Genomic DNA, 25,338 nt, shown 5'->3' with positions numbered 1-25,338 from the left:
CCCCGTCCGGGGCCGGACCTTCCCCGCGGGGAAGGTCAATCGAGGCTCTCCAGCATCACCCGTACCGCCGCTTCCAGCTTGCGCCGGTCCACCGCCGAGAAGTCGCGCGGCAACCGGATCTCCAGCCGCCCGTTCGAGGCGGTGCATTTGGCGCTGCCCTGCGGCCGCTGGATCTGGAAGCTGATGCGCGCCTTGCCCGCAGGCACGGCCGGCGTGGTGCTGCGCGGCGCGGCAGCGGTGGATTCCGTGTCGCTCCCCTGCCCCGCATAGCGGCGCAGCACGTCCAGCTCGTCCTTGACCGAACGCGAGTCCCAGTCCTTCAGTTCGGCCCGGATCGCCGCCGCCGCGCCCGGCACCTCGTCCAGCCGTTGCGCCAACGCCAGCCCCAGCGCACGCGGGATGTCGGGCGCATAAAGCAACGCATCGCCCAGGGCTTCGATCAGCCGGATGAAGCTGCGGATATAGCTGCGCTTCTGGTAGCCGGCCGATTTGAACAGGATCGCCACCGCCTTTTCGGGGTCGTTTTCCTCGGTCGCCGGGTCCATGGCGTAATGCAGCGCCAGTTGCGCCATCTCGGCGAAAGAGATGTCCTTGCGCACCATGTTCTCGTCGACCATGCGCCGGTAAAGCCGCTCCAGCTCGTCGCCGCGCGCCGCGATGCCGGCCGGGATGCGGCCCCATTTCTCGGCGTCGCCCGTCTCCTCCAGCAGCTGGCGATAGGCGGAAAGCCGGCGCCAGCCCTGGATCAGCTCATAGCGGCCATCCTCGGCCGGCTCGACCCGGATCGGGTTCGACAGCCCGATGTCGCGGATCGACTCGACCAGTTCGGTCAGTTCGTAATCCGGCCCCGGCGCGCGGTCGCGGATCAGCTTCTGCGCATCGATGGCGTCCAGCGGGATCAGGTCGGTGATCAGGCCGGCGCGCTTCAGCCGCACATGTTCCTGCGCCAGCGCGTCGTTCTCGGCACGGATCTGCGCCTCCAGCCGGGCGCGGTCGCGGGTGGATTCCGCGGTCTCGGTGATGGCGGTCGCCATCGGGCCGCGGCGATGCTCCTTTTCCTCCTTCCCCGCGGGGAAGGTTTCCGGCGCAGCCCCGGCGGCCTCGTCCGGCATATCGATCTCGAACATGCGGCGTTTGCGGCTCATGCCTCATCCTCCAGCTTGTCCCAGGCCGCGACGACATGGGATTTGAACTCCTCATAGGCCTGGTCGAAGGTCGCCCGTGCCCGGCGCCAGGTGCCGCGCGTCATCTCGCGATAGTCGATCTCGTAGATCGAGCTGAGGAAGCGGCCCGATTGCTCGACCGCACGGGTCAGCTCGATCGGATGCTGCGCCATGTGCTGGCCGAAGACCTGCTGGAAGGCGCCATACATCGCCTGGTGCAGCTCGTTCGACGGCTCGTAGCGCGTCATCAGGAAGCGGATGTCGGCGAAGGCCTTGGGCAGCTTGATCTTCCCCGTGGGGAAGTTTTCGAAGCCATGCGACAGATCCTCCAGCGCCTCGGAAAGCTGGCCGATGAAGCTGGTGGTCGAGTCGTATTCCCAATAACCGGGGCCCGAGGGAATATAGAGCATGTCTGCGGCAAAGACCGCGTTCATCGACTGGTAGCCGATGGCCGGCGGGCAATCGAACAGGATCAGGTCGTAGGCATCGTCCGCCAGGCTGTCGAGAAAGCGCGACACCGCGCCGAAGAAGGTCCATTCCGGGTTCAGGTGCCGGTATTGGGCGCTGGCGAACTCGACGAAGGCGGCGTTGGCGCAGCTCGGGATGATGTCGATGGTCGGCCAGGCGGTCGGCTTGATGAAATCCGCCGGGCGCAGCATGCCCAGCCCCATGTCGCGGATCGAGGCCGGCAGCTTGCGCTGGGGCAGGGCGGTGCCGCTCTCCGCGCCGCGGGCGGCGGCGTTCATGCGGTCGGTCTCGCGCTCCAGGTCGCGGGCCATGATGCCCCAGACGGTGTGGTCCTCGCCGACATCGGTCAGGCCCATGGAATGGCTCAGCGTCGCCTGCGGGTCGAAGTCGACGACCAGCACCCGGTAGCCGTCCAGCGCCGCGGCATGGGCGAAATGCAGTGCCACGGTCGACTTGCCGGCACCGCCCTTGAAATTGGCGATGGCGGCGCGGAAGGCGCGCTTGCCCTCCGGCCGCCAGGGCATCAGCGTCTTGCGGTTGATGCGGATGCGGCGACGCAGCTCGTTGATCTCGTCGAGCGAGAACCAGCGCTGGCGGCCGTCCTCCTCGACTTCCCCGGGGGGAAGGTTCGGCTCGGCGGCGAGCTTGCCGCGGAAGGTGGACTGGTTGATGCGAAAGATCAGCTCGGACACCTCCCAGCTGGAAAAGCGGCGCAGCGTCTTCTCGTTGGCCGGGCTGAAGGTCTGGCGCCGGATCCAGCCCTGCATCTTCAGGGATTGCGCCTGCAACTTCGCGAGGTCTTCGTGCGTATACATAGGATGCCTGTATTTTTTAGGACGCAGATTTTCTTCCGTTCCGCTTTTACGCCGGATTTGCACATTTGGCAAAAGGCGTTTTAATGGAACGGCCAAGATATGGAAATTCAGGTATTTCCCGGCACCGCCCGGCGAATCGGCAAGCGAATCCCCGGGCGCCCCAGCCGGAACGCAGATGCCGGAAATGGGGGACGCCGGATCGCGTTGCGTGCCGGAATGGGGGACAAAATGGCGCGAATGGGTGACGCCCTGAATGTCCCCCTATACCATTTGATACCGATTTTCTTTGATGATTTGGTCGGGAAATCCGGGCCGGCGGGGAATCGCTTGACAGAATCGGAATTCAGGACGCAAATACGAAACAGATGGCGAAAAGCGTTTCAAACGGCATGAGACCGACGCCGCCATCCGGGTCTTTGCCTTATCGGCAGGGCCCATCGGGCAGATGAGGGCAGCCGGACAAGTCCGGGCGCAGGAGCAGACATGCAGGTGATTCGTGCCGTCGGCCGAGAGGCCGCGGCGAAGAAATACGATTTGCTCTCGGCCATGATGGCGCATGGGCTGGCAGGCGACAAGCATCGCCAGCGCCTGGTGCTGCGGCTGATGGCGCTGATCACCACCCGCTATAACTGGCAGCGCGACGAACTGACCATCGGCCAGCGCGAGATCGCCCGATTGTGGTGCGTGGACGAGCGCACCGTCAAGCGCGAGATGGCCAAGCTGCGCGCGCTTGGCTGGATCGAGATCAAGCAGCAGGGCGCGCGTGGCCGGGTGTCGGTCCTGGGCCTGAACCTTGATCGTATCCTATTGGATACAAAGGCGGAATGGCCGAATATCGGCCCGGACTTCGTCGAGCGCGTCGGCGGCAAGCGGGCCGAGCCGACGAGCAATGTCGTGCCGCTGCACCGTCCCGAGCCGATGCCGGCAGAGGGGCTGTGGGCCGAGGCGCGGACCCGGCTGGCCGAGGAAGACCCGGCGCTGTTCGACGCCTGGTTCGCCGGGCTGATCGAGGCCGAGCGCGATGAGACTTGCCTGACCCTGTTCGCACCCAGCCGCTTTCACGCCGCCTATGTGCAGACGCACCTGCTGGAACGGCTGCGCATCGCCGTGCAACGCTGCGACGGGCGCGTCGGCAAGGTGCGACTCATCGGTCCCTGAACCGGGACGCGGATCGCCTTGCGCTGTAAGCGGGCTGTAAGCCAGACCCTGATATGCCGGTCTTGCAGAACGCAAATGCAGGAGATGAAATCATGCGTCTTGTCACTTTGATGCTGGCCATTCCGGCCCTGGCGAGCCCGGCCGTCGCCCATGACCGCTGCACCGTGCCGCAGGATCAGCGCCGTCCGGCCAACGAGTTGCGCGCCGAACTGACGGCCAAGGGCTGGACCGTCGGCAAGATCGAACTGGAGGAAGGCTGCTACGAGGTTCGCGGAGAGGACCAGACCGGCCTGTCGGTCGAAGTCCTGTTCGATCCGGCCAGCTTTCAGGAAATCGGCCGGGATGATTGAGCCAGGCGGCGCGCCCCAGCAGAGGCGCGCCGCAAGCCCGTGATCGTTTCTGAAATAATAGATAATATATACGGATTAACAAAGCGGCGCTGGCCGTTTTATAGATACTTCCACATGAGGCTCAGGGAGGTATCCATGCCCCAGCAATCGCGCAGCGCCGCCGAGATCTATCACCAGCCGCTGATGGACCTGCTGTTCCAGGCCCAGACCGTGCATCGGGCGCATTTCGACCCGAATGTCGTGCAATGCTCGAAGCTCTTGTCGATCAAGACCGGCGGCTGCCCCGAGGATTGCGCCTATTGCTCGCAATCGGCGCGCAACGGCTCGGAACTGTCGGCCTCGAAACTGATGGAGGTGCAGCGCGTGCTGGCCGAGGCCAGGCGCGCCAAGGAGGCGGGGGCGACGCGCTATTGCATGGGCGCCGCCTGGCGCTCGCCCAAGGAGCGCGACATGCCGGCGGTGCTGGCGATGATCCGCGGCGTCAAGGCGATGGGGATGGAGACCTGCATGACGCTGGGCATGCTGGACGCGGACCAGGCGCTGCGGCTGAAGGACGCGGGGCTGGATTACTACAACCACAATATCGACACCTCGGAGCGCTATTATTCCGAGATCATCACCACCCGGACCTTCCAGGACCGGATCGAGACGCTGGAGCGGGTGCAGGCGGCGGGCATCAATGTCTGCGCCGGCGGCATCGTCGGCATGGGCGAGACGGCCGAGGACCGCATCTCGATGCTGGAGACGCTGGCCGGGCTGGAGGTGCCGCCGCAATCGGTGCCGATCAACATGCTGATGCCGATGGCGGGCACGCCGCTGGCCGATGTGCCCAGGCTGGACGCGATCGAGATGGTGCGCACCATCGCCACGGCGCGCATCCTGATGCCGGCATCCTATGTGCGGTTGTCGGCCGGGCGGTCCGAGATGAGCGACGAGATGCAGGCCATGTGCTTTTTTGCCGGGGCCAATTCGATCTTTGTCGGCGACACGCTGCTGACCGCCGGGAACCCGGACGAGGACAAGGACGCGCTGCTGTTCGCCAAGCTGGGGCTGCGGGCCGAGGTGCCGGAGGCGTCGCAGGAGGGCTGCGCGGCATGAGCTTTTCGCGGCACGGGGCGGCGCTGGAGGCGCTGGCGCGGCGCGGACGGCTGCGCCGGGTGGCGCCGGCGGCGGGTGCCGATTTCGCCTCGAACGACTATCTGGGGCTGGCGGGGTCGGAATTGCTGGCCCGGGCGGCGCGGGAGGCGCTGGCGCGCGGCGTGCCGGTGGGGGCGGGGGGGTCGCGGCTGTTGCGCGGCAACCATCCCGAGCATCAGGCGCTGGAGGCCGAGGCGGCGGCGTTCTTCGGCGCCGAGGCGGCGCTTTACATGGGCGGCGGGTTCCAGGCCAACCAGGCGATCTTTTCGGCGCTGCCGATGCAGGGCGACCTGGTGGTCCACGATGCGCTGGTCCATGCCAGCGCGCATGAGGGGATGCGGCTGGGCCGGGCCGAATGCCGCGGCTTTGCCCATAACGATGCCGGCGACGCGGCGCGGGTGATCGCGGAATGGCGCGACTCGGGCGGGCGCGGCCGGATCTGGATCGCGGTCGAGAGCGTCTATTCCATGGAGGGCGACCGCGCGCCGCTGGAGGCGCTGGCGGCGCTGGCCGCGCGCGAGGACGGGGTTCTGGTGGTGGACGAGGCGCATGCGACCGGCGTTTTCGGCCCGCAGGGCAGGGGGCTGGCGCATCGGCTGGCCTGCCCGCTGGTGAGCCTGCATACCGGGGGCAAGGGGCTGGGCGCCTCGGGCGCGCTGGTCTGCGCCGACCGGGTGCTGGTCGAGACGCTGGTGAACAAGGCGCGGCCGTTCATCTATGCCACGGCGCCGTCGCCCCTGTCGGCGGCGGTGCTGCGCGGCGCCTTGCGGGCGCTGGAGGAGGTGCCGGCGCTGGTCGAGGGCGCGCGGGCGCGCATGGCGCAGGCGGCAGAGGCGGCGCGGCGTTGCGGCATAGTGGCGCAGAGCCAGATCGTGCCGGTGATCGTCGGCGAGGATTTCCGGGCGCTGGAGATGGCCGGAGCCTTGCAGGCGCAGGGTTTCGACATCCGCGCCATCCGGCCGCCGACGGTGCCGAAGGGGACGGCGCGGCTGCGGGTCTCGGTCACCGGCAATGTCGGGGCGGGCGAGATCGCGGCGCTGTTTGCCGCGCTGGAGGCAGCATGGGTGCGGTGATCGTCGTGGGCACCGATACGGGCATCGGCAAGACCGTGTTCAGCGCCGGGCTGGCCCGCGCGCTTGGCGCGACCTATTGGAAGCCGGTGCAGGCGGGGCTGGAGGAGGAGACCGACAGCGAGGTCGTGGCGCGGCTTTCGGGCCGGCCGGTGCTGGCCGAAGCGTATCGGCTGGGCCTGCCCGCCTCGCCGCATCTGGCGGCCGAGCGCGAGGGGGTGGCGATCGATCCGGCGCGGCTGGCCTTGCCCCCGGTGGCCCCGCTGGTGGTCGAGGGCGCGGGCGGGCTGATGGTGCCGCTGACCCGGCACCTGCTCTATCTGCAGGTGATCGCGGGCTGGGGGGCGCCGGTGGTGCTGTGCTGCCGCACCGCGCTGGGCACGATCAACCATTCGCTGCTGTCGCTGACGGCGCTGCGGGCGGCCGGTTGCCGGGTGGCGGGCGTGGCCTTCATCGGCGAGGAGATGGCGGACAGCCGGCGGGTGATCTGCGAGATCGGCGCGGTGCGCGACCTGGGCCGGCTGCCGGTGCTGGAGCGGGTGACGGCCGAGGCGCTGGACGATGCCTTTGCCGGCATCGACGTGGCGGCGATCCGCGAGGTGTCGTGATGCGGGATCTGGCGTTCGACCGGCGGCATCTGTGGCATCCCTACAGCTCGATGCGCGAGCCGGGGCCGGTGCATGAGGTCGCGGCGGCCGAGGGGGTCTGGCTGGAACTGGCGGACGGGGTGCGGATGATCGACGCCATGTCCTCGTGGTGGGCGGCGGCGCATGGGCATCGCCATCCGCGGCTGGTCGAGGCGATGCAGGCGCAGCTTGGCCGCCTGCCGCATGTGATGTTTGGCGGGCTGACGCACGCCCCGGCCGTGGGGCTGGCGCGGCGGCTGGTCGCGATGCTGCCTGCGGGGCTGGACCGCATCTTTTACAGCGACAGCGGCTCGGTCGCGGTCGAGGTGGCGCTGAAGATGGCGGTGCAGGCGCAGCTTGGGCTGGGGCAGGCGGGGCGGGTGGCTTTCGCCTCGGCCCGCGGCGGCTATTACGGCGATACCTGGAAGGCGATGAGCCTGTGCGATCCGCAGACCGGAATGCATGCCCATTTCGGCGCCGCCTTGCAGGTCCAGCATTTCGTGCCGCGCCCGCCCATTCCTTTCGGCGCGGAATGGGACGAGGATCCGGCGCGGAACGGGTTGGGCGCGGTCGAGGCGCTGTTTGCCGGGAAAGCGCATGAAATCGCGGGTTTCATCGTCGAGCCGGTGGTGCAGGGCGCAGGGGGCATGTGGTTCTATCACCCGCGCTGGCTGGCCGGGCTGCGCACGCTGTGCGACCGGCATGGCGTGTTGCTGATTTTCGACGAGATCGCCACCGGATTCGGCCGAACCGGCACGCTGTTCGCCATGGAGCGGGCAGGGGTGGTGCCGGATATCCTGTGCCTGGGCAAGGCGCTGACCGGGGGCATGATGAGCTTTGCCGCCACCGTCGCATCAAGCCGGGTGGCCGAGGCGATCTCGGACGGGCCGGCGCCGGTGCTGATGCACGGGCCGACCTTCATGGGCAATCCGCTGGCCTGCGCGGTGGCTTGCGCGAGCCTGGACCTGCTGGCGGAAGGCGCATGGCAGGCGCAGGTCGCGGGGATCGAGGCGGGGTTGGCGCAGGGCCTTGCCCCGGCGCGCGGCCTGCCCGGCGTGCGCGGCGTGCGGGTGCTGGGCGCCATCGGGGTGATCGAGACGCAGGCGCCGGTGGACATGGGCCGCGTGCATGGCTTTTGCCGCGACAGCGGGGTCTGGCTGCGACCGTTCGGGCGGCTGCTTTACTGCATGCCGCCCTTTGTCGCCGCGCCGGACGAGGTCGCGCGCATCTGCGCCGCGATGTTCGAGATCGCGGGCTGGCCATGAGGGCGGAATGGCTGCGCCGGGAAGGAGCGCCGGAGTTGATCGTGGTGCTGACCGGCTGGGCGGTCGGGGCGGGGCCGTTCCGGCATCTGGCCGGGCCGGCCGACGTGCTGGTGCTGTCGGATTACCGCGACCTGTCCGCGCCGGACTGGCCCCAGGGCTACGCGGCGACGGATCTGGTCGCCTGGTCCTTCGGCGTGGCGGCGGCCTGCCGGCTGCCCGCGCTGGACGGGTTTCGCCGCAAGGTGGCGGTCTGCGGCTCGTGGGCGCCCTGCGACAACGAACTGGGGATACCGTGCGAGACGGTGCGGGCCACGGCGGCGAACCTGTCCGAACTCTCGCTGCGGCAATTCGCGCGGCGGGCGGAATGCCCCACGGAGCCGGGCGCCGATCCTGCCGCGCTGGGCGAGGAACTGCGGGCGGTGATGGGCTGGGGCGGCGTGCAGGCGCCGGATTTCGACCGCATCGTGCTGGGCGCCTCGGACCGCATCTTTCCGCTGAAGAACCTGATCCGCGCCTGGCAGGCATGGCCGGTCGAGACCCGGGTGCTGGATTGCGGGCACAACCCCTTTGCGCTGTGGCGCGACTGGGACGAGGTGCTGGCATGAACGCGCTGGCCGGGCGGGTGGCGCGGTCATTCGCGCGCGGCATGAAAACCTATGACGGCGCGGCGCTGGCGCAGCGGCAGATCGCGGCGCGGCTGTTCGCAGCCTATCGCGGCGCGGTGGCGGGGCATCGCCCGGCAAGGGTGCTGGAGGCGGGTTATGGCTCGGGCCACCTGACCCGGCACCTGCTGGAGTTGCGGCCCCGGCGGCTGTGGCTGAACGACCTGGCGGCGCCGGAATTGCCGGGGGTCGCGGCGGAATACCTGCCGGGCGACGTGGCCGAGGTGGCGTTGCCCGAGGCGGTGGACCTGGCGGCCTCGGCCTCGACGATCCAATGGGTTGCCGATCCGGCGCGGGTCCTGGGCCGGCTGTGCCGGGCGGTGGCGCCGGGGGGCTGGCTGGCGATCTCGGGCTTTGCGCCGGGGCATTTTCCCGAATTGCGGGCCCTGGGCAGCCGGGCGGCGGCGCCGTCCTATCTGGCCGGGGCAGGGATGGCGGCGCTGCTGCCGGCGGGCTGGCGGGTCCGTGGCGCGGGGGAATGGCGCGTCAGGCTGCATTTCCCCGGCGCGCTGGAGGTGCTGCGCCATCTGCGCGCCACCGGGGTCAACGGTTGCGCGGGGCAGTTCCGTTCGCCGGGCGCGCTGCGCGATTTCATGGCGCGCTACGAGGCGCGGCATGGCGGGGCGGGGGGCGTCGCGCTGACCTATGTCGCAAGCTGGCTGGTGGCGGAGCGGCGCGCCTAGCCGTGGATGGCGAAGGCGTCGGGCTTGCCGCTGGTCGAGGGCGCCGGGCGGCGGCCGATCCAGCGCACATGGCGCGCCAGCGTGGCGCAGGCGGTGTCCACGTCGCCCTTGCGCAATGCGGCCAGGATGGCGCGGTGGTCGTGGTCGGTCCGCGTTTCCCAGTTCGATTGCCATGCGGCGAAGAGGAAACGCGCGCTGGCGGCATGCAGGTCGTCGATGGCGGCGAGCAGGCGCGGCATGGCGCAGGGGGTCAGGATCAGCTTGTGGAAACGGCGGTTCGCCGCCTCCCACGAGCGGACGTCGCGCGAGGCGTCGCCGGCCTTGGTCGCCTCTTCCGCGGCATTGAGGATCGCCGGGGTCAGATGCGGCGCGGCATGGCGCAGCGCGAGTTCCTCGAGCGCGGCGCGCATCTCGGCCACTTCCTTGACCTCGGGCAGGTCGAAGGCGGCGACGCGCACGCCGCGGCGCGGTTCGCTGATCGCCAGGCCCTGGGCCTCCAGCCGGCGGAAGGCCTCGCGCACCGGGACGTGGCTGGCGCCGAATTCCTCGGCGATGCGGTCCTGGCGCAGGCGTTCGCCCGGGCCGATCTCGCCCGATACGATCCGGTCGGCCAGCACGCGGCTGATGCGGACCGCCAGGGTTTCTTCGGATCCTGCGCTCATGGCGGCATGGATAAGGCGGGCGGCGGGGATTGTCGATAAGGCTTCACGGCCCGGACCTTGAAGGCAGCGGCCAGCGCGCCAGCGGCACATGCCGGCCCAGGCCCTGCAGGCTGTCGATCAGCACCAGCTCGTCCACGCGCCAATGCACGGGCGGAACCGGGATGCCCTGGGGCGGCAGGGGCTTGCCATAGGCCAGCGTCACATGCGGCGTGACGCGGTGGCGGGCGACGGCCAGCCCCGCACCGGCAAGGCGCTGCCAGAGCGTCTGGCACAGCGCGTCGGGGGCGGGGCTTTCCTGTCGGCCGACCAGCACCAGCGGCCGGTCGCGGCGGCGCGGCGGGCCGAAGGTGGTCAGGTGGTCCAGCATCAGGTCGAAGGCGGGAAAGTCCAGCCCGTCCAGCGGGCGGCCAAGCGCCTCGGCCATGCCGGGCGCGAGTTGCGGGGTGCGGATCACCGGCAGGATGGTCATGTGCAGCGTGGCGCGGCGAAAGCGGTCGCGGCGGTTCGCGAGGCGCCAGGCGTCCTCGATCCGCGCTGCCACCCCGGGCGGCGGGATGGCGACGAAAAGCAGGAAATGTTCGCGCGGCAGTTCCTGGGGCATATCCTGCGGTTGCGGGGCGTCGGTCATCGCGGCCTCCCATCGGGTGCCGCAATGCTAGGGCAAATCGCGGCGGCGGTCAGCCCGGCTCGGTCCCGGCGTCGGCGATCAGGATGACGTGCAGGAAGCCGGGGCCGTGGGCGCCGCGGACATAGCTGCCCTCGATGTCGGTGGTGCCGCTGGGGCCGGTGATCAGGATGGCGTTGCGCGGCACGGCCTGGGCGGAAAGGCGGGCGGCATAGTCTTCAAGGTAGGGCAGGAGCGTGCTTTCGCGCAGCACCGCGACGTGATGCAGCGGCAGGAAGGACATGAGGATCGGATTGTCCGGCCCCGAATGGATGACCAGCGAGCCGCTTTCGGCGATGCCGAAAAGCGCGAGGCCGAGGGCGGTGGGCTCGTCCGGGGCGGTGCCCTGGTGCGGGGCGAGGCCCTGCCAGTCGAGCGCCGCCAGCTCCGGCGCCGGCTGCATGGCAAAGCGGGCAGGCAGGCCGTGGGCGTCGAGATAGCGGGCCATGGCCTGCGGCACCTCGGCCATGCTGGCCACGCGGTCGATGGTGGTGCCGAGCGCGGTGGCCTTCAGCGCAAAGGCGTCGGGCAGCACCGGGGCGACAAGGTGCGGGCGGGCGATGCCCGCGGGGTCGAGCAGGGCTGCGGCCTCGGCCGCGATCTGCGCGGGCGGCTTGCCGGGGCCGAGGGCCGTGCGGATCGCCGAGAGGATGCGGTCGCGGGCGGTCATTTGCGGCCTTTCTGCTGGGCGCGGTATTGGTCCATGAAGCTTTGCGCCGCCGGGCGCGGCAGGTCGCGATGGTCGGTCCATCCCCCGGCCAGCGGCAGGCGCGAGATCCAGCCGCCCCTGCCGAACAGCCGCAGAAGCGGCAAGCCGATGCGGGTGGCGAGGCGATAGAGCCGAGGGCGGCGGGCCAGTTGCGCCCAGAGGCCGATGCCGGTGCGGATCGATCCGGGCTCCAACCCCTCGCGCCAGCTGCGGCGGCGCCAGGCGCGCAAGAGGGTGGGCAGCGGGATGCCGACCGGGCAGACCTCGGCGCAGCGGCCATTCATGGTGCAGGCATTGGGCAGGTCGCGGGACGCTGCCAGCCCGTCCAGCACCGGCGTCAGGACCGAGCCCATCGGGCCGGGATATGTCCCGCCATAGGCATGGCCGCCGATCTGGCGATAGACGACGCAATGGTTCATGCAGGCGCCGCAGCGGATGCAGCGCAGCATCTCGCGGAACTCGTCGGCCAGCATCTTCGTGCGGCCGTTGTCGACCAGCACGATATGCATTTCCTCGGGCCCGTCGGCATCGCCGGGGCGTTTGGGGCCGGCGTGGAAGGTGGTGTATTGCGTCATCTCGCCGCCGGTGGCCGAACGCACCAGCAGGCGCAGCAGCGCGAAGGCGTGCGCGGTCGAGGGCACCAGCTTTTCGATCCCCGCGGTCACGATGTGGATGCGCGGCGGCGTGGTGGTCAGTTCGGCATTGCCCTCGTTGGTGACGGTGCAGGTGGCGCCGGTGTCGGCGACCAGGAAATTCGCGCCCGAGATGCCGATATCGGCCGACAGGAACTTGGTCCGCAACTGGGTGCGGGCGCTTTGCACCATGGTCGCCGGATCCTCGGCGGCGGGGGGCGGGTGGTGGCCGGTCTTGAAAAGCTCGGCCACCTGTTCGCGGGTGCGGTGCATGGCGGGCCAGATGATATGCGAGGGGGCCTCGCCCGCAAGCTGGATGATGTGCTCGGCCAGGTCGGTCTCGACCCGCTCGATGCCGGCATCGGCAAGGGCGTGGGGCAGGCCGATTTCCTCGCCCAGCATGGATTTGGCGCGGGTCACGAGCCTGGCGTCGGCGGCCAGGCAGATGCGGGTGACGATGGCGCGCGCCTCGGCGTCGTCGGCGGCCCAGTGGACCTGCGCGCCCCGGGCGGCGGCGTTTCGCTCGAACATCTCCAGGTAATGGTCGAGATGGGCGACGACGTGGTCCTTGATCGCCTTGCCGCGGGCGCGGGCGGCCTCGAACTCCGGGAAAGCGGCGACGGCGGCGGCGCGCTTGCGCTCGGCATTGCCGGTGGTGCGGTCGATGGCGGTTTTCAGCACCGGATCGGCCAAGGCCGCCTTGGCGCGGGCCTTGAATGGGGCCTTGGAGGGCGCGTTCATGGCGCATCCTCGCCGATGGCGGGGCCGGTGGCGCGGCCGGCCAGCACCTCGACGGTGTGGAAGCAGCGGGTCTTTGCGCCCCGGCGGTGCAGTTTGCCGGCCATGTTCATCAGGCAGCCCAGATCGCCGGCCAGCAGGATGTCGGCGCCGGTCTCCTCGATTGCCTCGGCCTTTTCGGTGACGATGGCGTTCGAGATCTCGGAATATTTCACGCAGAAGGTGCCGCCGAAGCCGCAGCAGGCATCGTTGCCGGGCAGGCCGCGCATTTCCAGCCCCTCGACATGGGCCAGAAGCGCGCGCGGCTGGTCGGCGATGCCGAGTTCGCGCAGCCCCGAGCAGCTGTCGTGATAGGTGGCGGAGGCGTCGCACCTCCGCCCCGAGGGCGCGTAGCCCATGACATCGGCCAGGAAGCTGGTGATCTCATGGGTTTTCGCGGCCATGGCCCTGGCGCGGGCGGCCCATTCCGGGTCGCCCGCCAGAAGGTCCGGGTAGCCATGCACCATGGTCGCCGCGCAGGAGCCCGAGGGCAGGACGACATGGTCGTAGCCCTCGAATGCCGCGATGGTCTGGCGGGCCAGATGCGCCGCGTCGCGGTCGTCGCCGCTGTTCAGCGCCGGCTGGCCGCAGCAGGTCTGGGCCTGCGGGACCTCGACCGTGCAGCCCGCCTCTTCGAGAAGCTGGAGGGCTGCGAAGCCGATCTGCGGGCGGATGGCGTCGACAAGGCAGGTCACGAACAGACCGACCGTCGGTTTTGGCTCTCCGGGCATGGTTTTCCCCTAGTTGGCGATGGTGACGGGACGGGGACCGCGGTTGCGCGACATGAAGAACAGCACCGCGGCCGCCCAGATCGCGGCGGCGACCCACCACATCAGGTTGCCGGTCAGCAGCGCAAAGCCGATCAGCCCGCCCTGCACGACGTAATAGGCCATCGGGATCAGGGTCTGGCGGATGATCGCGCCCTCGCGGTCGGTCAGCCCGACGGTGGCCGAGGCGGCGACGACGTTATGCACGCAGATCATGTTGCCGGCGGCCCCGCCGATGGCTTGCAGCGCCACCACGGTGCCCGCGCCCGCAGCCCCCAGGCCGATCTGTTCGGCGGTCGAGAACTGGAAGAGCGAGAACATCATGTTGCTGACGGTGTTCGAGCCGGCGACGAAGGCGCCCATGGCCCCGATCAGCGGCGCGAACATCGGCCAGGCATCGCCCACCACCGACGAGACGCCCTGTGCCAGAACGATGGGCATGCTGGCATAGCTGTCCGAGGCCGAGTTCAGGAACACCTGGACCATCGGCACCGCGAGCAGCAGCGCGGGGGCGGCGGCGATCATGGTCACGCCCGAGGCCTTGAGCGCCCGGCCGTAGTCGCGTCCCGACATGCCGTGCAGCACGAAGGTGAAGAGCGATGCCAGGATCAGGATCGTGCCGGGCAGGAACAGCACCTGCACCGAGGCGTTGATGCCCGAGCCGAACAGGTCGCGGAAGGCGATCGTCATCTCGGGCGAGGTGAGCCATGCCTTGATCGGCGCGATCGAGCGGGTGATGACCAGCAGGGCCACGACGAAGACATAGGGCGCCCATGCCTTGACCAGCGGCATCACCGGCTTGTGGGCGTTGTGGTCCTCGAGATTGTCGAGCTTGCCGACCCAGTTGTCGTTCCAGTCGCGGCGCGGCGGGAAGTCGAAGGTCTCCCTGGGGATCAGGAAGCCGCGTTTCGCCGCCGGGACCACGATCAGCAGCCCGACGATGCCGCCGAGCAGCGAGGGGAATTCCGGCCCCAGCGTCGCGGCGATGAGGTAATAGGGCACGGTGAAGGCGAGGCCCGCGAACAGCGCGAACTTCCAGATGCGGAAGCCTTCGGCAAAGGAGCGGTTGGCGCCGAAGAAGCGGGTGAGCATGCCGACCAGGATCAGCGGGATCAGGAAGCCGATCAGCCCGTGGATGGTGGCGACCTTGACCGCGATCTCCAGCAGGTAGTCGCCGAAGGCCATCGGCGCGATGGTCGCCTCGACGATCTGCTGGTCGGCAAGGCCGGTGCGCACGCCGACCAGGATCGGCGTGCCGACCGCGCCGAAGGAAACCGGCGTGCTCTGGATGATCAGCGTGACCATGACGGCGGCCATGGCGGGAAAGCCGATGGCGACCAGCAGCGGCGCGGCGATGGCCGCCGGCGTGCCGAAGCCCGAGGCGCCCTCGATCAGCGAGCCGAAGAGCCAGGCGATGATGATCGCCTGCACCCGCCGGTCGGGCGAGATTGAGGTGAAGCCGGCCCGGATCGAGCGGATGCCGCCGCTTTCTTCCAGCGTGTAGAGCATCAGGATGGCGCCGAACACGATGTAAAGCAGGCTGATCGCGGTCACGGCGCCGTTCACCGTCGCGCCCAGGACCTTGTTCAGTTCCGTGCCCCAGATCAGCAGCGCGGTGGCGGCGGTGACGAGATAGGCCACCAGCATCGAGAACTTGGCCGATTTCGCCAGCACCACCAGCAGCACGAAGACCGTGGCGATGGGCAGCAGGGCCAGGATGAATGTGATTAGTCCAGCCATCTTTCCTCCTCAGATGGGGCGGGCGGTTCCGCCGTTGCGGGTGCGCAGTCCTGCGCGGTCGTCTTGGATGGCGCGGCCTAGTGCCAATGCGCGCATTTCGAGGTCTGGCCGATGCCGGGGTTCAGGCTGTTGGTCGGGTCCAGCTGCCGGTAGAAGCCGGCCAGTTCCGGCTTGGCGTGGTAAAGGTGGCCGACATTGTGCTCGGCCGGGTATTCGGCGCCGCGCCGGTCCAAGAGGCGCCACATCTCATGCTCGACGGCCAGGCAGTCCTGGCCCTTTTTCACCACGTAGTCCTGATGGAAGACGTGGCAGAAGAAATGGCCGTAATAGAGCTTTTTCTCGAGTTTTGCGTCCAGTTCCGGCGGCAGGCGCTCGACCCAGTCGCGGTCGTTGCGGCGCAGCGCGATGTCCAGCGCCACGATGTCCTGCACCTCGCGGGCGTGGATGGCGCGATAGCGCACGGCGGCGCCCGCCACGGCGAAACGGTGCAGGAATGCGGCCTTGCCCTCGTCGGGGGTGCATTCGAACATGGCGCCGCTGGCCGAGGGGAAGATGGCGCCGAGATAGTCGCGCGCCTCGGCGATGCCGGCGCCGCCCATGCGCAGCAGCAGGTGGTGTTCGTAGCGGTCGCGGAAATCGTTCATGCGCCTGGGCAGGTGCTGGGGCATCAGCGCCGCGACGCCCTGCGCCAGCCGGTCCGAGAGGGTGGCGCCCAGCCCCAGCCGCTCGGTCAGCGCGTCCATGCGCGCCTTGGCGGCGAAGAATGCCGGCATGCGGTCGGTGCCGGCGTGGCGGATGAACAGGAAGGTGTCCTTGCCGTATTTCGCCGCGATGTCATAGGCTTCGCGGTGGATGTATTCGCCGGCGATGGGCAGGCTCTGGAAATGCGCCAGGATATGGCGGCGGATCTCGGTCAACTCGTCCGGGTCGTTGCTGCCGACATAGAAGACCGCCGTGTCCTTTTCGGCCTGGAACGTGTCCAGCCGCACGGCAAAGACCGCGAGCTTGCCGGCGCAGCCCGAGGATTCGTGCAGCCGGCGCGGATCGGCGTTGAAGCGGGCCGGGGTCTCGGCCTCGATGTCGCGGACATGGTCGGCATATTCGCGGTCCGAGGCCCAGGCGTCGGTGGGCGCGGGGGCGGGCAATTCGCCCGCCTCGACGCGGGCCAGGATTTCCTCGGGGTCGTTGCCCAGATCAAGGCCCAGATGGTTGACCAGCGCCACCGAGCCGTCCTCGCGCACCTTGGCGTAAAGGCTCATCTCGGTATAGGCCGGGCCGCGCTGGATCAGCGCGCCGCCGGAATTGTTGCAGATGCCGCCCAGGACCGAGGCGCCGATGCAGGACGAGCCGATGACCGAATGCGGCTCTCGTCCCAGGGGGCGCAGGCGCTTTTCCAGCGCGTCGAGCGTGGCGCCGGGCAGGCAGAGCACCTGTTCGCCCGCGCCGATGAGGTGGATGCCGCGCAGGCGCATGACCGAGACCAGCACGATCTCGCGGTCGTAATCCTGACCCCAGGGGGTCGAGCCGCCGGTCAGCCCGGTATTCGCGGCCTGCAGGATCACCGCGCGCCCCGAGGCGACGGCGGCGTTCAGGACCCGCCACATCTGGACCAGAGAGCCGGGGCGGACCACCGCGGCCACCGGCCCCTCGCCATAGCGGAAGCCGCGGGTATAGCGGCGGGTGGCGCGGTCGGCGGTCAGCACATGCGCCGGTCCCACGATCCGGCGCAGCCGGTCCAGCAATGCGGTGCGGTCTGCGGCTGCCTCGGCCTGGCCGGGTCGCGTCATGGCTTTCCCCTCCCGTCATGCGGGGCAGGCTCCGCGCCATGCGGCACGGTTCGAGCATAACGCTTTACCTTCCCCGCTTTCTTGGTAAAATAATTTGACCATTAAGGTCAAGTGGAAAATCCATTGCGCCCGATCCGGGACTGCGGGTAATCTTTGGGACCGGGTGCCGCCGCCTAACCCCCTGAATTTCCGGCAGCCCCGCAAGGAGTCGAGCATGCCCAGCGAAGTGAACAAGGGAGCCCCTGCCGCGGAAACCACCGCCCGGCACATCGAGGACCTGATTCTCGAAGGCTCGCTGCGCCCCGGCGACCCCTTGCTGCCCGAGCGCGAGATGGCGCTGCGGCTGAACGTCTCGCGCCCGACCTTGCGGCAGGGCATCCGCATGCTGGAGGAGAGGGGGCTGATCGTCGCCGATCCGGGCGGCGGGCGGCGGGTGGCGCCGCTGGCCACCAGCATCACCGATCCGCTGATCGAGCTGATGGCCTCGCGCGGGGAGGTGGTGGACGACTATCTGGAACTGCGCGGCACGCTGGAGGGCATGGCGGCGAGCCTGGCCGCGACGCGGGCGAGCGACGTGGACCGCGCGACGCTGACCCGCTGCATGGAGCGCATCGACCTGGCCCATGACGAGGCGGATTTCCGCGACGAGGCCGAGGCGGATGTCGACCTGCATGTCGCGGTCTACGAGGCCAGCCACAACGTCGTGCTGCTGCAGATCATGCGGGCGCTGTCGGGCATGCTGCGCAAGGGCGTGTTCCACAACCGCGAAAAGCTGTATGCCCGGCCCGAGGTGCGCGACGTGCTGCGCGCCCAGCACCGCGCCATCTATGACGCGATCATGGTCCGCGACCCCGAGGCGGCGGCCCGCGCCGCCCAGGACCACATGACCTATACCAAGCGCGTGCGCGCCGAGATCATCGCCGCCGAGGCACGGCTGGAAATCTCGTTGCGGCGGATCGAGGGCGGCAGCCTGACCGCGCGGAACTGAACGGCTTTGCGGGTTCCGGCATCTGTGCCATCATGATTCCCCAGCAACCGCAGGGAGATGGCGCATGGACATGATGGACAGGCTGGCCGCCCGGATCGACGGTCTGGAGGGCCGGCTGATCGCGCATCGCCGCATGCTTGAAAAGCTGCTGGACCTTTCGTCTGCTGAGATGCGGGCCGAGATGCTGGCATGGCTGGAGGACCGCGAGGTGATGCTGGACGGCCAGGAGGACCCCGGCGTCGTCTCGGGTCCCGAGGCCGCGCTGGAGCTGGCGCTGTCGGACGAGATGCGCCTGCTGCACGACCGCATGGCCGCCGCGAAGGGGCGCTAGCCAACCCCTCTTAACCTTTCACGGAGGATTTGTTAACGCTAACATCCAAGTCCGCCGCGAATCCGGGGAGGAGGGGCGGCGAAACCAGATCACAGGCTGACCCAAGTCCATTCCGCCGGAGGAGTTTTCATGAATCCTGTCGAGCCCGTCCACAGCACGCCGGTGCTTTTGCTTATCGCCGCCGCAGCGGTGCTGGTGCTGCTGGTGTTCATCATGCGGTTCCGGCTGCATGCCTTTGTCTCGCTGGTGCTGGTCAGCCTGCTGACCGCGATCGTCGCCGGCATTCCCATGGGCGACGTGATCCCGACGCTGTTGCAGGGCTTTGGCTCGACGCTGGCCACGGTGGCGCTGCTGGTGGGCTTTGGCGCCATGATCGGGCGGCTGTTGGAGATCACCGGCGGCGCGCAGGTGCTGGCGGACCGGCTGATCGGCCAGTTCGGCGCCGAGCGCGCGCCTTTCGCGCTGGGCGTGGCCTCGCTGCTGTTCGGCTTTCCGATCTTCTTCGATGCCGGGCTGGTGGTGATGCTGCCGATCATCTTCAGCGTGGCCTACCGCTTTGGCGGCTCGGTGCTGCTTTACGCGCTGCCGGCGGCGGGGGCCTTTGCGGCCATGCATGCGCTGTTGCCGCCGCATCCGGGGCCGGTGGCGGCGGGCGATCTGCTGGGCGCGGATATCGGGCTTCTGGTGCTGGTCGGGCTGGCCGTGGCGCTGCCGACCTGGTTCTTCGGCAGCTATCTGTTCGGGCTGTGGGCCGGGCGGCGCTTCGTGCTGCCGATCCCGCAGATCCTGGGCGCGGTCGACGCCGGCAGCCATGACCGCAACCCGCCGAGCTTTGGCACCGTGATGCTGGTGCTGCTGCTGCCGCTGGCGCTGATCTTCCTGAATACCGGGCTGGGCACGCTGGCGACCATGGGCGTGGTCGACGGCGGTGCGGGCTGGGTCACGGTCCTGCGGCTGATCGGGCAGACGCCCATCGCGCTGCTCATCACCGTGCTGGTCGCCATGGCGCTGCTGGGCCGGGGCCGCAACGCGGCCGAGATCGAAAAGATCATGGACGGCGCGCTGGCGCCGATCTGTGCCATCATCCTGGTCACCGGCGCGGGCGGCATGTTCGGCGGCGTGCTGCGCGCCAGCGGCATCGGCGAGGCGCTGGCCGGCAGCCTGGACGCCATCGGCATGCCGCTGATCGTCGCGGCCTTTGTCATCTCGATGGCGCTGCGGGTGGCGCAGGGCTCGGCCACGGTGGCCCTGACCACCACGGCCGGGCTGATCGCGCCCACGGTGGCGGCGACCACGGGCCTGAGCGAATTCGACCGCTGCTTCCTGGTGGTGGCCATCGCCGGCGGCGCCACGGTGCTGAGCCATTTCAACGATTCCGGCTTCTGGCTGGTCGGGCGGTTCCTGGAGATGGATGAAAAGACCACGCTGAAGACCTGGACGGTGATGGAGACGCTGCTGGGCACCATCGCCTTCGGCTTTGCGCTGCTTGGCTGGTGGCTGCTGTGAAGGGCGTGGTGCAGCATATCGTGGTGATGGGCGTCTCGGGCGCCGGGAAAAGCACCACGGGCGAGGCGCTGGCCCGGCACCTGGGCTGGCCCTTCGTCGAGGGCGACAGCTTTCACCCCGAGGCCAATGTCGCCAAGATGCGCGACGGCATTCCGCTGGACGACGGCGACCGCGAGCCCTGGCTGCGGGCGCTGGCCGCCGAGATTGGGCGGAACGAGGCGCGGGGCCAGTCCTCGGTCATGGGCTGTTCGTCGCTGAAGCGGGCCTATCGCGACATCCTGCGCCAGGGGGCGCCGGTGGTGCGCTTCGTGCATGTGCATGGCTCGCGCGCGTTGCTGGAAAGCCGGCTGTCGCATCGCGCGGGGCATTTCTTCCCGGCCAAGCTGCTGGATTCGCAGCTGGCGACGCTGGAGCCGCTGGCACCTGACGAGGACGGCGTCGTGGTCGACATGGCCCTGTCGGTCGAGGATCAGTTGCGCCAGGCCCTGCGCCTGCTGGGGCTTGGGGGCTGAAACGAAGCGAGCGCCGTGCCCGCGAAGCGGGGGGCGGCGTTGCCCGAAATGCCGGCCGCGGCAAAGCCGCGGGACGTGTCGCGGGCAGGTGAGCCGACTTCGGCCGATGTGGCGGACGGACGGCATGGACCGTCGCGCCGGGGCCGTTTCGGCGGGCCTTATTCCGGCAGGATGCGCACCGCGCCCTTGTCGGCCGATGCGGCGAACTGCGCATAGACCTTGAGCGCGGCCGAGACCTGGCGCTGGCGCGGCTGGGCGGGTTTCCAGCCCTTGGCGTCCTGTTCGGCGCGGCGGGCGGCCAGCTCGTCCTCGGGCACGGCCAGGCGGATCGAGCGGTTGGGGATGTCGATCTCGATCCGGTCGCCGTCGCGCACCAGGCCGATGGTGCCGCCGGCCGCCGCCTCGGGGCTGACATGGCCGATGGAAAGGCCCGAGGTGCCGCCCGAGAAACGCCCGTCGGTGATCAGCGCGCAGGCCTTGCCCAGCCCCTTCGATTTCAGGTAGCTGGTCGGATACAGCATTTCCTGCATGCCCGGCCCGCCCTTGGGGCCTTCGTAGCGGATGACGACCACGTCGCCGGCCTCGACCTTGCCGGTCAGGATGCCGGAGACGGCGGCGTCCTGGCTTTCATAGACCTTGGCGCGGCCGGAAAAGACCAGGATCGATTCGTCCACGCCGGCGGTCTTGACGATGCAGCCGTCCAGCGCGACGTTGCCTTTCAGCACCGCAAGCCCGCCATCCTTGGAGAACGGCGCCTTGGCCGAGCGGATCACGCCGTGCTCGCGGTCCAGGTCCAGGTCGGGCCAGAGCGTCGCCTGGCTGAACGCCACCTGCGTCGGCACGCCGCCCGGCGCGGCCAGGAAAAGCTCGCGTGCCTGCGGGTCGTTGCTGCGGGCGATGTCCCATTGGTCGATGGCGGCGCCGATGGTGGGCGCATGGACGGTCGGGCAATCGCGGTCGATCAGCCCGGCGCGGTCCAGTTCCCCGAGGATCGCCATGATGCCGCCGGCGCGATGCACGTCCTCCATATGGACGTTGGCGGTATTCGGCGCGACCTTGCACAGGCACGGCACCTTGCGCGACAGCGCGTCGATGTCGTCCATGGTGAAATCGACCCCGCCTTCCTGCGCGATGGCCAAGAGGTGCAGCACGGTATTGGTCGAGCCGCCCATGGCGATGTCCAGCGACATGGCGTTCAGGAACGCCGCCTTGCTGGCGATGGCGCGCGGCAGGACCGAGGCGTCGTCCTGTTCGTAATGGCGGCGCGTCACCTCGACGATGCGGCGCCCGGCCTCGAGGAACAGGTTCTTGCGGAAGGCATGCGTGGCCAGGGTCGAGCCGTTGCCGGGCAGCGACAGGCCAAGGGCTTCGCTGAGGCAGTTCATGGAATTGGCGGTGAACATGCCCGAGCACGAGCCGCAGGTCGGGCAGGCGGCCTCTTCGATGGCGGCAAGGTCGGCGTCCGAGATCTTGTCGTCGGCCGCCGCGACCATGGCGTCCACCAGGTCGAGCGAGACCTTGCGGCCGTCGCCCAGCGTGACCTTGCCCGCCTCCATCGGCCCGCCCGAGACGAAGATCGCCGGGATGTTCAGCCGCATCGCCGCCATCAGCATGCCCGGCGTGATCTTGTCGCAGTTCGAGATGCAGACCATGGCATCGGCGCAATGCGCATTGACCATGTATTCCACCGAGTCGGCGATCAGTTCGCGCGAAGGCAGCGAATAAAGCATGCCGTCATGGCCCATGGCGATGCCGTCGTCGACCGCGATGGTGTTGAATTCCTTGGCGATGCCGCCCGCCGCCTCGACCTCGCGCGCGACCATCTGGCCCAGGTCCTTCAGGTGCACATGGCCCGGCACGAACTGCGTGAAGCTGTTCACGATGGCGATGATCGGCTTGCCGAAATCGCTGTTCTTCACCCCGGTCGCGCGCCAGAGGCCGCGGGCCCCCGCCATGTTGCGGCCGTGGGTGGTGGTGCGGGAACGATATGCGGGCATGGCTGGGTTCTCTGTCGTCTGATTGTCCGTGCTGAGCGGCCAGTATCACGAAGGAATTGGCGAAGTTACCCCATATCACGCTGGGCAGCGGCGACTACCCCCGATTTCACGCCCCGCCGGCCAGCCCGCGCAGGATGCGCCGGCTGCGGCGGACGATCGTCGCCACCGTCAGCGCCAGCACCAGCCACAGCGTCCAGACCAGCACCGGCCAGCCCGCGCCGGCGATCCAGGCGCCGGCCTGTGCCAGCACGCCCAGCGTCACGGCGGCCATGCGGTGCGACTTGGCCCCCGGTCCCGAGAAATCCGAGCCGAGGCCCGAGGCGCGGCCGAATTCGCGCAGGTATGCGGTCAGGATCGCCAGCGCCCCGGCCAGCAGCCCCAGCCCGGGCAGGCCCGCCGCCACGCCCAGTCCGGCAAGGATCATCAGGTCGGAAAGCCGGTCCGGCACCTCGTTCCAGAAGGCGCCGTCGGGGCTGCCCATGCCGCCCTCGACCGCGACGAGCCCGTCGAAGAGGTTGCAGAGCAGCCGCAGCTGGCAGAACAGCGCGCCGAGGACGAGCAGCACCCCCGAGGCCCAGAGCGCGCCGGTCTGCGCGGACAGCGCCAGGGCCCCGCCCGAAAGCGCGGCAGCCACGACCGATCCGGCCGAGATGCGGTTCGGCGCGATCCCGCGCGCGACAAGGCGCCGGGTGACATGGGCCGCCCATTTCGTGTTGCGGCTGGCGATCGGGCGCCGGCTGAAATCCTCGGTCACATCCACCCCCATGCCAGGATATGCAGGAATACCGGCGCCGAGAAGACCAGGCTGTCCAGCCGGTCCAGGATGCCGCCATGGCCCTGGACCAGGGTGCCCCAGTCCTTGACGCCGCGGTCGCGCTTGATCGCCGACATGATGAGCCCGCCGAGCGTGCCGAAGCCGGTGACGGTCAGGGCGATCAGCCCCGCCTCCCACCACAGGAACGGCGTGATCGGCGTCAGCGCCATCCCCAGCGCCGTGGCGCTGAGCATGCCGCCGGCCAGCCCCTCGACCGTCTTGGAGGGCGAGACGCGCGGCGCCAGCAGGTGGCGGCCGATGCTCTTGCCCCAGACATATTGCAGCACGTCGGATGCCTGCACCACCAGGATCAGCCAGGCCACCAGCGTGAAGGCGCTGTAGCGATAGAAGGGAATGTCCAGCGTCAGGATCGCCGGGATATGCGAGACGCAATAGACGCAGACCATCAGCCCCCATTGCGTTTCCGAGACGCGGGTCAGGAAGCCCTGCACCTCGCCCTTGAACACGGTCACGACCGGCAGCAGCAGGAAGCTGTAGACCGGGATCAGCAGCGCGGCAAAGACCGGCACCTCGAAATAGACCAGCAGGTATTGCAGCGGCAGTATCAGGTAGAAGGCGATGGCCAGCCCGTCGTGGTCGTCGCGCCGCGTATGGGTGATGGTGGCGAATTCGCGCAGCGCCGCCATGGAACACAGCGCGAAGAACAGCGTGATCGCCCCGGCGCCCAGCGTGAAGATCAGCGCCAGCACGCCGATCATCACCCACCAGGCGCGGATGCGGTCGGCGAGGTTCTGCGCCGTGGGGCCGCCGACGCGCCCCGAGCGGATCAGGAACCGCGCCACCAGCGAGGCCAGGACCAGGAAGGCGAAGAGCCCGTAGAACACGAAGGCCGAGGGAGAGTAAAAGCGGTCCATGGCCTATGCCTTCGTGTCGGAGAGCGCCAGCATCGCGGCGGCGAGGCGTTGCAGGAAATCCTCGCGGCTCTCGCCGGTCTCGACCCGGATGGGGTTGCCGAAGCGGACGGCGCAGTTCAGCGGCACCGGCAGGAAGGCGCCCTTGGGCAGGATGCGGTCGAGGTTCAGGATCCAGGCCGGCACGATCTCGGCCTCGGGGACGGCGCGGGCCAGGTGGTAGATGCCGGATTTCAGCGGCAGGAGCCGGGCGTCGGTCAGGTTGCGCGTGCCCTCGGGAAAGAAGATCACGTCCTCGCCGCCGCGCAGCACCTGGGCAACGGTCTCGACGGGATCGGCGCGGCGGCTGGCCGGGTCGCGGTCGATCAGCACGGCGCGAAACACCTGATGGGCGATCCAGCGGCGTATGGCCGAGCGTTCCCAGTAATCGGCGCCGGCGACCGGGCGGGTGCGCAGCCGGTGCGGCTTGGGCAGCGCCGACCACAGCGCGACGAAATCGGCATGGCTGACATGGTTCGCGACCAGGATGCGCGGTGCGGCGCCCGGCGGCGGCAGGTCGATGGCGCGCAGGCTGATGAGGATGCGCGCCGTCGCAACCAGTCCCGCGCGGGTCAGTCTTGCCGGAATCGTCGCCGTCATCGGGTGCCTTCGCTCAACCTGTCCTTGCAGGTTCTGACACGAAACCGCAACCGGACGGAAGGGCGCGGCGCGCGCTTTTTTCCGTCCTGCGGGGCCGCGGCACCCCCTGTCGCGCGGCGGGCCGCCTCATTCCAGCCAGAGATCGCGCAGCAGCGATTGCGCCAGATGGTCCACCGAGCCGCCGTCGATGCGCACGCAGCGCTCGTGGCCGGCATAGGATACGCGGATGGTGTCGCCGCTGACCTCGTATTCGCCCGAAACGAGCGCCCCCTTGCGGCCGGTAAGGATGACTTTGCCTTTCATTGTCCCTGCTCCTTCCTCCTTCCATACCAGCAGTCTGGGCGCAGGACCCGAGTCTGGGAAGTCCGACTTTTGGACAGGTTTTCCGACTGTGTGCCCGGGGCAACACCCCCCCATTCACCCTTTTTGGAGTGCTTTGACGGGGTCGAGTTTTGCGGCGTTGACGGCCGGGAGGTATCCGAATGCGAGGCCGATGGCGCAGGCGCTGGCGAGTGCGGCGAGCATGGAGAGGGGGGAATAGACC

The 25,338-nt window shown here is 69.2% G+C and carries 26 protein-coding genes; 12 read left to right on the top strand and 14 right to left on the bottom strand.

Translation table 11 applies throughout. The annotated features are described in order from the left end of the window. Nucleotides 1-35: 35 nt before the first annotated feature. Both QPR87_RS09405 and QPR87_RS09400 read right to left on the bottom strand, forming a co-directional pair. On the bottom strand, nucleotides 36-1,145 hold the full coding sequence (locus tag QPR87_RS09405) for a ParB/RepB/Spo0J family partition protein (RefSeq protein ID WP_011749186.1): 1,110 nt from the start codon (nucleotides 1,143-1,145) through the stop codon (nucleotides 36-38). Beyond that, complete coding sequence (locus tag QPR87_RS09400) at nucleotides 1,142-2,446, bottom strand: AAA family ATPase (protein ID WP_011749187.1); 1,305 nt, start codon at nucleotides 2,444-2,446, stop codon at nucleotides 1,142-1,144. The genes QPR87_RS09405 and QPR87_RS09400 overlap by 4 nt, the downstream gene beginning before the upstream one ends. Before the next feature lie 483 nt (nucleotides 2,447-2,929). Between QPR87_RS09400 and QPR87_RS09395 the strand changes: the two genes are divergently transcribed. The 8 genes from QPR87_RS09395 to QPR87_RS09360 all read left to right on the top strand — a co-directional run bounded on the left by QPR87_RS09395 (nucleotide 2,930) and on the right by QPR87_RS09360 (nucleotide 9,397). Then, nucleotides 2,930-3,604 (top strand): hypothetical protein, encoded by a 675-nt coding sequence (locus tag QPR87_RS09395; protein ID WP_011749188.1) that lies wholly within the window; start codon nucleotides 2,930-2,932, stop codon nucleotides 3,602-3,604. A gap of 92 nt (nucleotides 3,605-3,696) precedes the next feature. Beyond that, nucleotides 3,697-3,954, top strand: a complete 258-nt coding sequence (locus tag QPR87_RS09390) for a PepSY domain-containing protein (RefSeq protein ID WP_158659285.1) — start codon at nucleotides 3,697-3,699, stop codon at nucleotides 3,952-3,954. Between the two features lie 135 nt (nucleotides 3,955-4,089). Further along, nucleotides 4,090-5,052 (top strand): biotin synthase BioB, encoded by a 963-nt coding sequence (bioB, locus tag QPR87_RS09385; RefSeq protein WP_011749190.1) that lies wholly within the window; start codon nucleotides 4,090-4,092, stop codon nucleotides 5,050-5,052. Next, on the top strand, nucleotides 5,049-6,164 hold the full coding sequence (locus tag QPR87_RS09380; RefSeq protein ID WP_285049330.1) for an aminotransferase class I/II-fold pyridoxal phosphate-dependent enzyme: 1,116 nt from the start codon (nucleotides 5,049-5,051) through the stop codon (nucleotides 6,162-6,164). Before bioB ends, QPR87_RS09380 begins: the two co-directional genes overlap by 4 nt. After that, on the top strand, nucleotides 6,152-6,769 hold the full coding sequence (gene bioD / locus QPR87_RS09375; RefSeq protein WP_285049328.1) for a dethiobiotin synthase: 618 nt from the start codon (nucleotides 6,152-6,154) through the stop codon (nucleotides 6,767-6,769). The genes QPR87_RS09380 and bioD overlap by 13 nt, the downstream gene beginning before the upstream one ends. Then, a complete protein-coding gene (gene bioA, locus QPR87_RS09370; RefSeq protein WP_285049326.1) occupies nucleotides 6,769-8,052 on the top strand; it encodes an adenosylmethionine--8-amino-7-oxononanoate transaminase in 1,284 nt (427 codons plus the stop codon). The genes bioD and bioA overlap by 1 nt, the downstream gene beginning before the upstream one ends. After that, a complete protein-coding gene (locus QPR87_RS09365) occupies nucleotides 8,049-8,657 on the top strand; it encodes a DUF452 family protein (RefSeq protein WP_285049324.1) in 609 nt (202 codons plus the stop codon). Before bioA ends, QPR87_RS09365 begins: the two co-directional genes overlap by 4 nt. After that, complete coding sequence (locus QPR87_RS09360) at nucleotides 8,654-9,397, top strand: methyltransferase domain-containing protein (RefSeq protein WP_285049322.1); 744 nt, start codon at nucleotides 8,654-8,656, stop codon at nucleotides 9,395-9,397. Before QPR87_RS09365 ends, QPR87_RS09360 begins: the two co-directional genes overlap by 4 nt. Here QPR87_RS09360 and QPR87_RS09355 read toward each other — a convergent pair. From QPR87_RS09355 to dld, 7 genes are all read right to left on the bottom strand, one after another. After that, nucleotides 9,394-10,059 carry a GntR family transcriptional regulator gene (locus QPR87_RS09355; protein ID WP_011749196.1) on the bottom strand — a complete coding sequence of 222 codons (666 nt, stop codon included), beginning with the start codon at nucleotides 10,057-10,059 and terminating at the stop codon, nucleotides 9,394-9,396. The two genes, QPR87_RS09360 and QPR87_RS09355, sit on opposite strands and share 4 nt — an antisense overlap. Before the next feature lie 43 nt (nucleotides 10,060-10,102). Next, on the bottom strand, nucleotides 10,103-10,687 hold the full coding sequence (locus QPR87_RS09350) for a 2'-5' RNA ligase family protein (RefSeq protein ID WP_285049321.1): 585 nt from the start codon (nucleotides 10,685-10,687) through the stop codon (nucleotides 10,103-10,105). Nucleotides 10,688-10,736: 49 nt separating this feature from the next. Further along, the gene (locus tag QPR87_RS09345) at nucleotides 10,737-11,393 is read right to left on the bottom strand and encodes a LutC/YkgG family protein (protein WP_285049320.1); all 657 of its coding nucleotides are present in this window, start codon (nucleotides 11,391-11,393) and stop codon (nucleotides 10,737-10,739) included. Further along, nucleotides 11,390-12,805, bottom strand: coding sequence for a lactate utilization protein B (locus tag QPR87_RS09340; protein ID WP_011749199.1), 1,416 nt, complete (start codon nucleotides 12,803-12,805; stop codon nucleotides 11,390-11,392). Before QPR87_RS09340 ends, QPR87_RS09345 begins: the two co-directional genes overlap by 4 nt. Next, a complete protein-coding gene (locus QPR87_RS09335; protein ID WP_285049318.1) occupies nucleotides 12,802-13,572 on the bottom strand; it encodes a (Fe-S)-binding protein in 771 nt (256 codons plus the stop codon). The genes QPR87_RS09340 and QPR87_RS09335 overlap by 4 nt, the downstream gene beginning before the upstream one ends. Nucleotides 13,573-13,581: 9 nt before the next feature. Beyond that, nucleotides 13,582-15,348 (bottom strand): L-lactate permease, encoded by a 1,767-nt coding sequence (locus QPR87_RS09330; RefSeq protein ID WP_285049316.1) that lies wholly within the window; start codon nucleotides 15,346-15,348, stop codon nucleotides 13,582-13,584. A 77-nt stretch (nucleotides 15,349-15,425) separates the two neighbouring features. Next, nucleotides 15,426-17,135, bottom strand: a complete 1,710-nt coding sequence (gene dld / locus QPR87_RS09325) for a D-lactate dehydrogenase (RefSeq protein ID WP_285049314.1) — start codon at nucleotides 17,133-17,135, stop codon at nucleotides 15,426-15,428. A 214-nt stretch (nucleotides 17,136-17,349) separates the two neighbouring features. On the opposite strand from dld, the gene QPR87_RS09320 reads away from it, so the two are divergent. The 4 genes from QPR87_RS09320 to QPR87_RS09305 all read left to right on the top strand — a co-directional run bounded on the left by QPR87_RS09320 (nucleotide 17,350) and on the right by QPR87_RS09305 (nucleotide 20,472). Further along, a complete protein-coding gene (locus QPR87_RS09320; protein WP_011749203.1) occupies nucleotides 17,350-18,123 on the top strand; it encodes an FCD domain-containing protein in 774 nt (257 codons plus the stop codon). Between the two features lie 64 nt (nucleotides 18,124-18,187). Further along, complete coding sequence (locus QPR87_RS09315) at nucleotides 18,188-18,454, top strand: hypothetical protein (protein ID WP_285049313.1); 267 nt, start codon at nucleotides 18,188-18,190, stop codon at nucleotides 18,452-18,454. A 129-nt stretch (nucleotides 18,455-18,583) separates the two neighbouring features. After that, a complete protein-coding gene (locus QPR87_RS09310) occupies nucleotides 18,584-19,960 on the top strand; it encodes a GntP family permease (protein WP_011749205.1) in 1,377 nt (458 codons plus the stop codon). Beyond that, nucleotides 19,948-20,472: a gluconokinase gene (locus QPR87_RS09305; RefSeq protein WP_285049310.1), complete on the top strand. Its 525-nt coding sequence runs from the start codon at nucleotides 19,948-19,950 to the stop codon at nucleotides 20,470-20,472. Before QPR87_RS09310 ends, QPR87_RS09305 begins: the two co-directional genes overlap by 13 nt. A 158-nt stretch (nucleotides 20,473-20,630) precedes the next feature. Here the strand turns inward: QPR87_RS09305 and ilvD are convergent, their stop codons facing one another. The 5 genes from ilvD to QPR87_RS09280 form a co-directional block, all read right to left on the bottom strand. Continuing rightward, nucleotides 20,631-22,469, bottom strand: a complete 1,839-nt coding sequence (gene ilvD / locus QPR87_RS09300) for a dihydroxy-acid dehydratase (RefSeq protein WP_011749207.1) — start codon at nucleotides 22,467-22,469, stop codon at nucleotides 20,631-20,633. A gap of 106 nt (nucleotides 22,470-22,575) precedes the next feature. Then, nucleotides 22,576-23,223 carry a CDP-alcohol phosphatidyltransferase family protein gene (locus QPR87_RS09295; protein WP_285049307.1) on the bottom strand — a complete coding sequence of 216 codons (648 nt, stop codon included), beginning with the start codon at nucleotides 23,221-23,223 and terminating at the stop codon, nucleotides 22,576-22,578. Further along, a complete protein-coding gene (locus QPR87_RS09290; RefSeq protein ID WP_011749209.1) occupies nucleotides 23,220-24,158 on the bottom strand; it encodes a phosphatidate cytidylyltransferase in 939 nt (312 codons plus the stop codon). The genes QPR87_RS09295 and QPR87_RS09290 overlap by 4 nt, the downstream gene beginning before the upstream one ends. A 3-nt stretch (nucleotides 24,159-24,161) precedes the next feature. Continuing rightward, on the bottom strand, nucleotides 24,162-24,794 hold the full coding sequence (locus tag QPR87_RS09285) for a lysophospholipid acyltransferase family protein (protein ID WP_011749210.1): 633 nt from the start codon (nucleotides 24,792-24,794) through the stop codon (nucleotides 24,162-24,164). Between the two features lie 126 nt (nucleotides 24,795-24,920). Continuing rightward, nucleotides 24,921-25,097, bottom strand: coding sequence for a hypothetical protein (locus QPR87_RS09280; RefSeq protein ID WP_164901615.1), 177 nt, complete (start codon nucleotides 25,095-25,097; stop codon nucleotides 24,921-24,923). Nucleotides 25,098-25,338: the final 241 nt, after the last annotated feature.

This window comes from Paracoccus sp. SSJ (assembly GCF_030234105.1).
GTDB lineage: Bacteria > Pseudomonadota > Alphaproteobacteria > Rhodobacterales > Rhodobacteraceae > Paracoccus > Paracoccus denitrificans.
The sequence above is the reverse complement of the archived record's forward strand: the minus strand, read 5'-3'. Positions and strand labels throughout refer to the sequence as shown.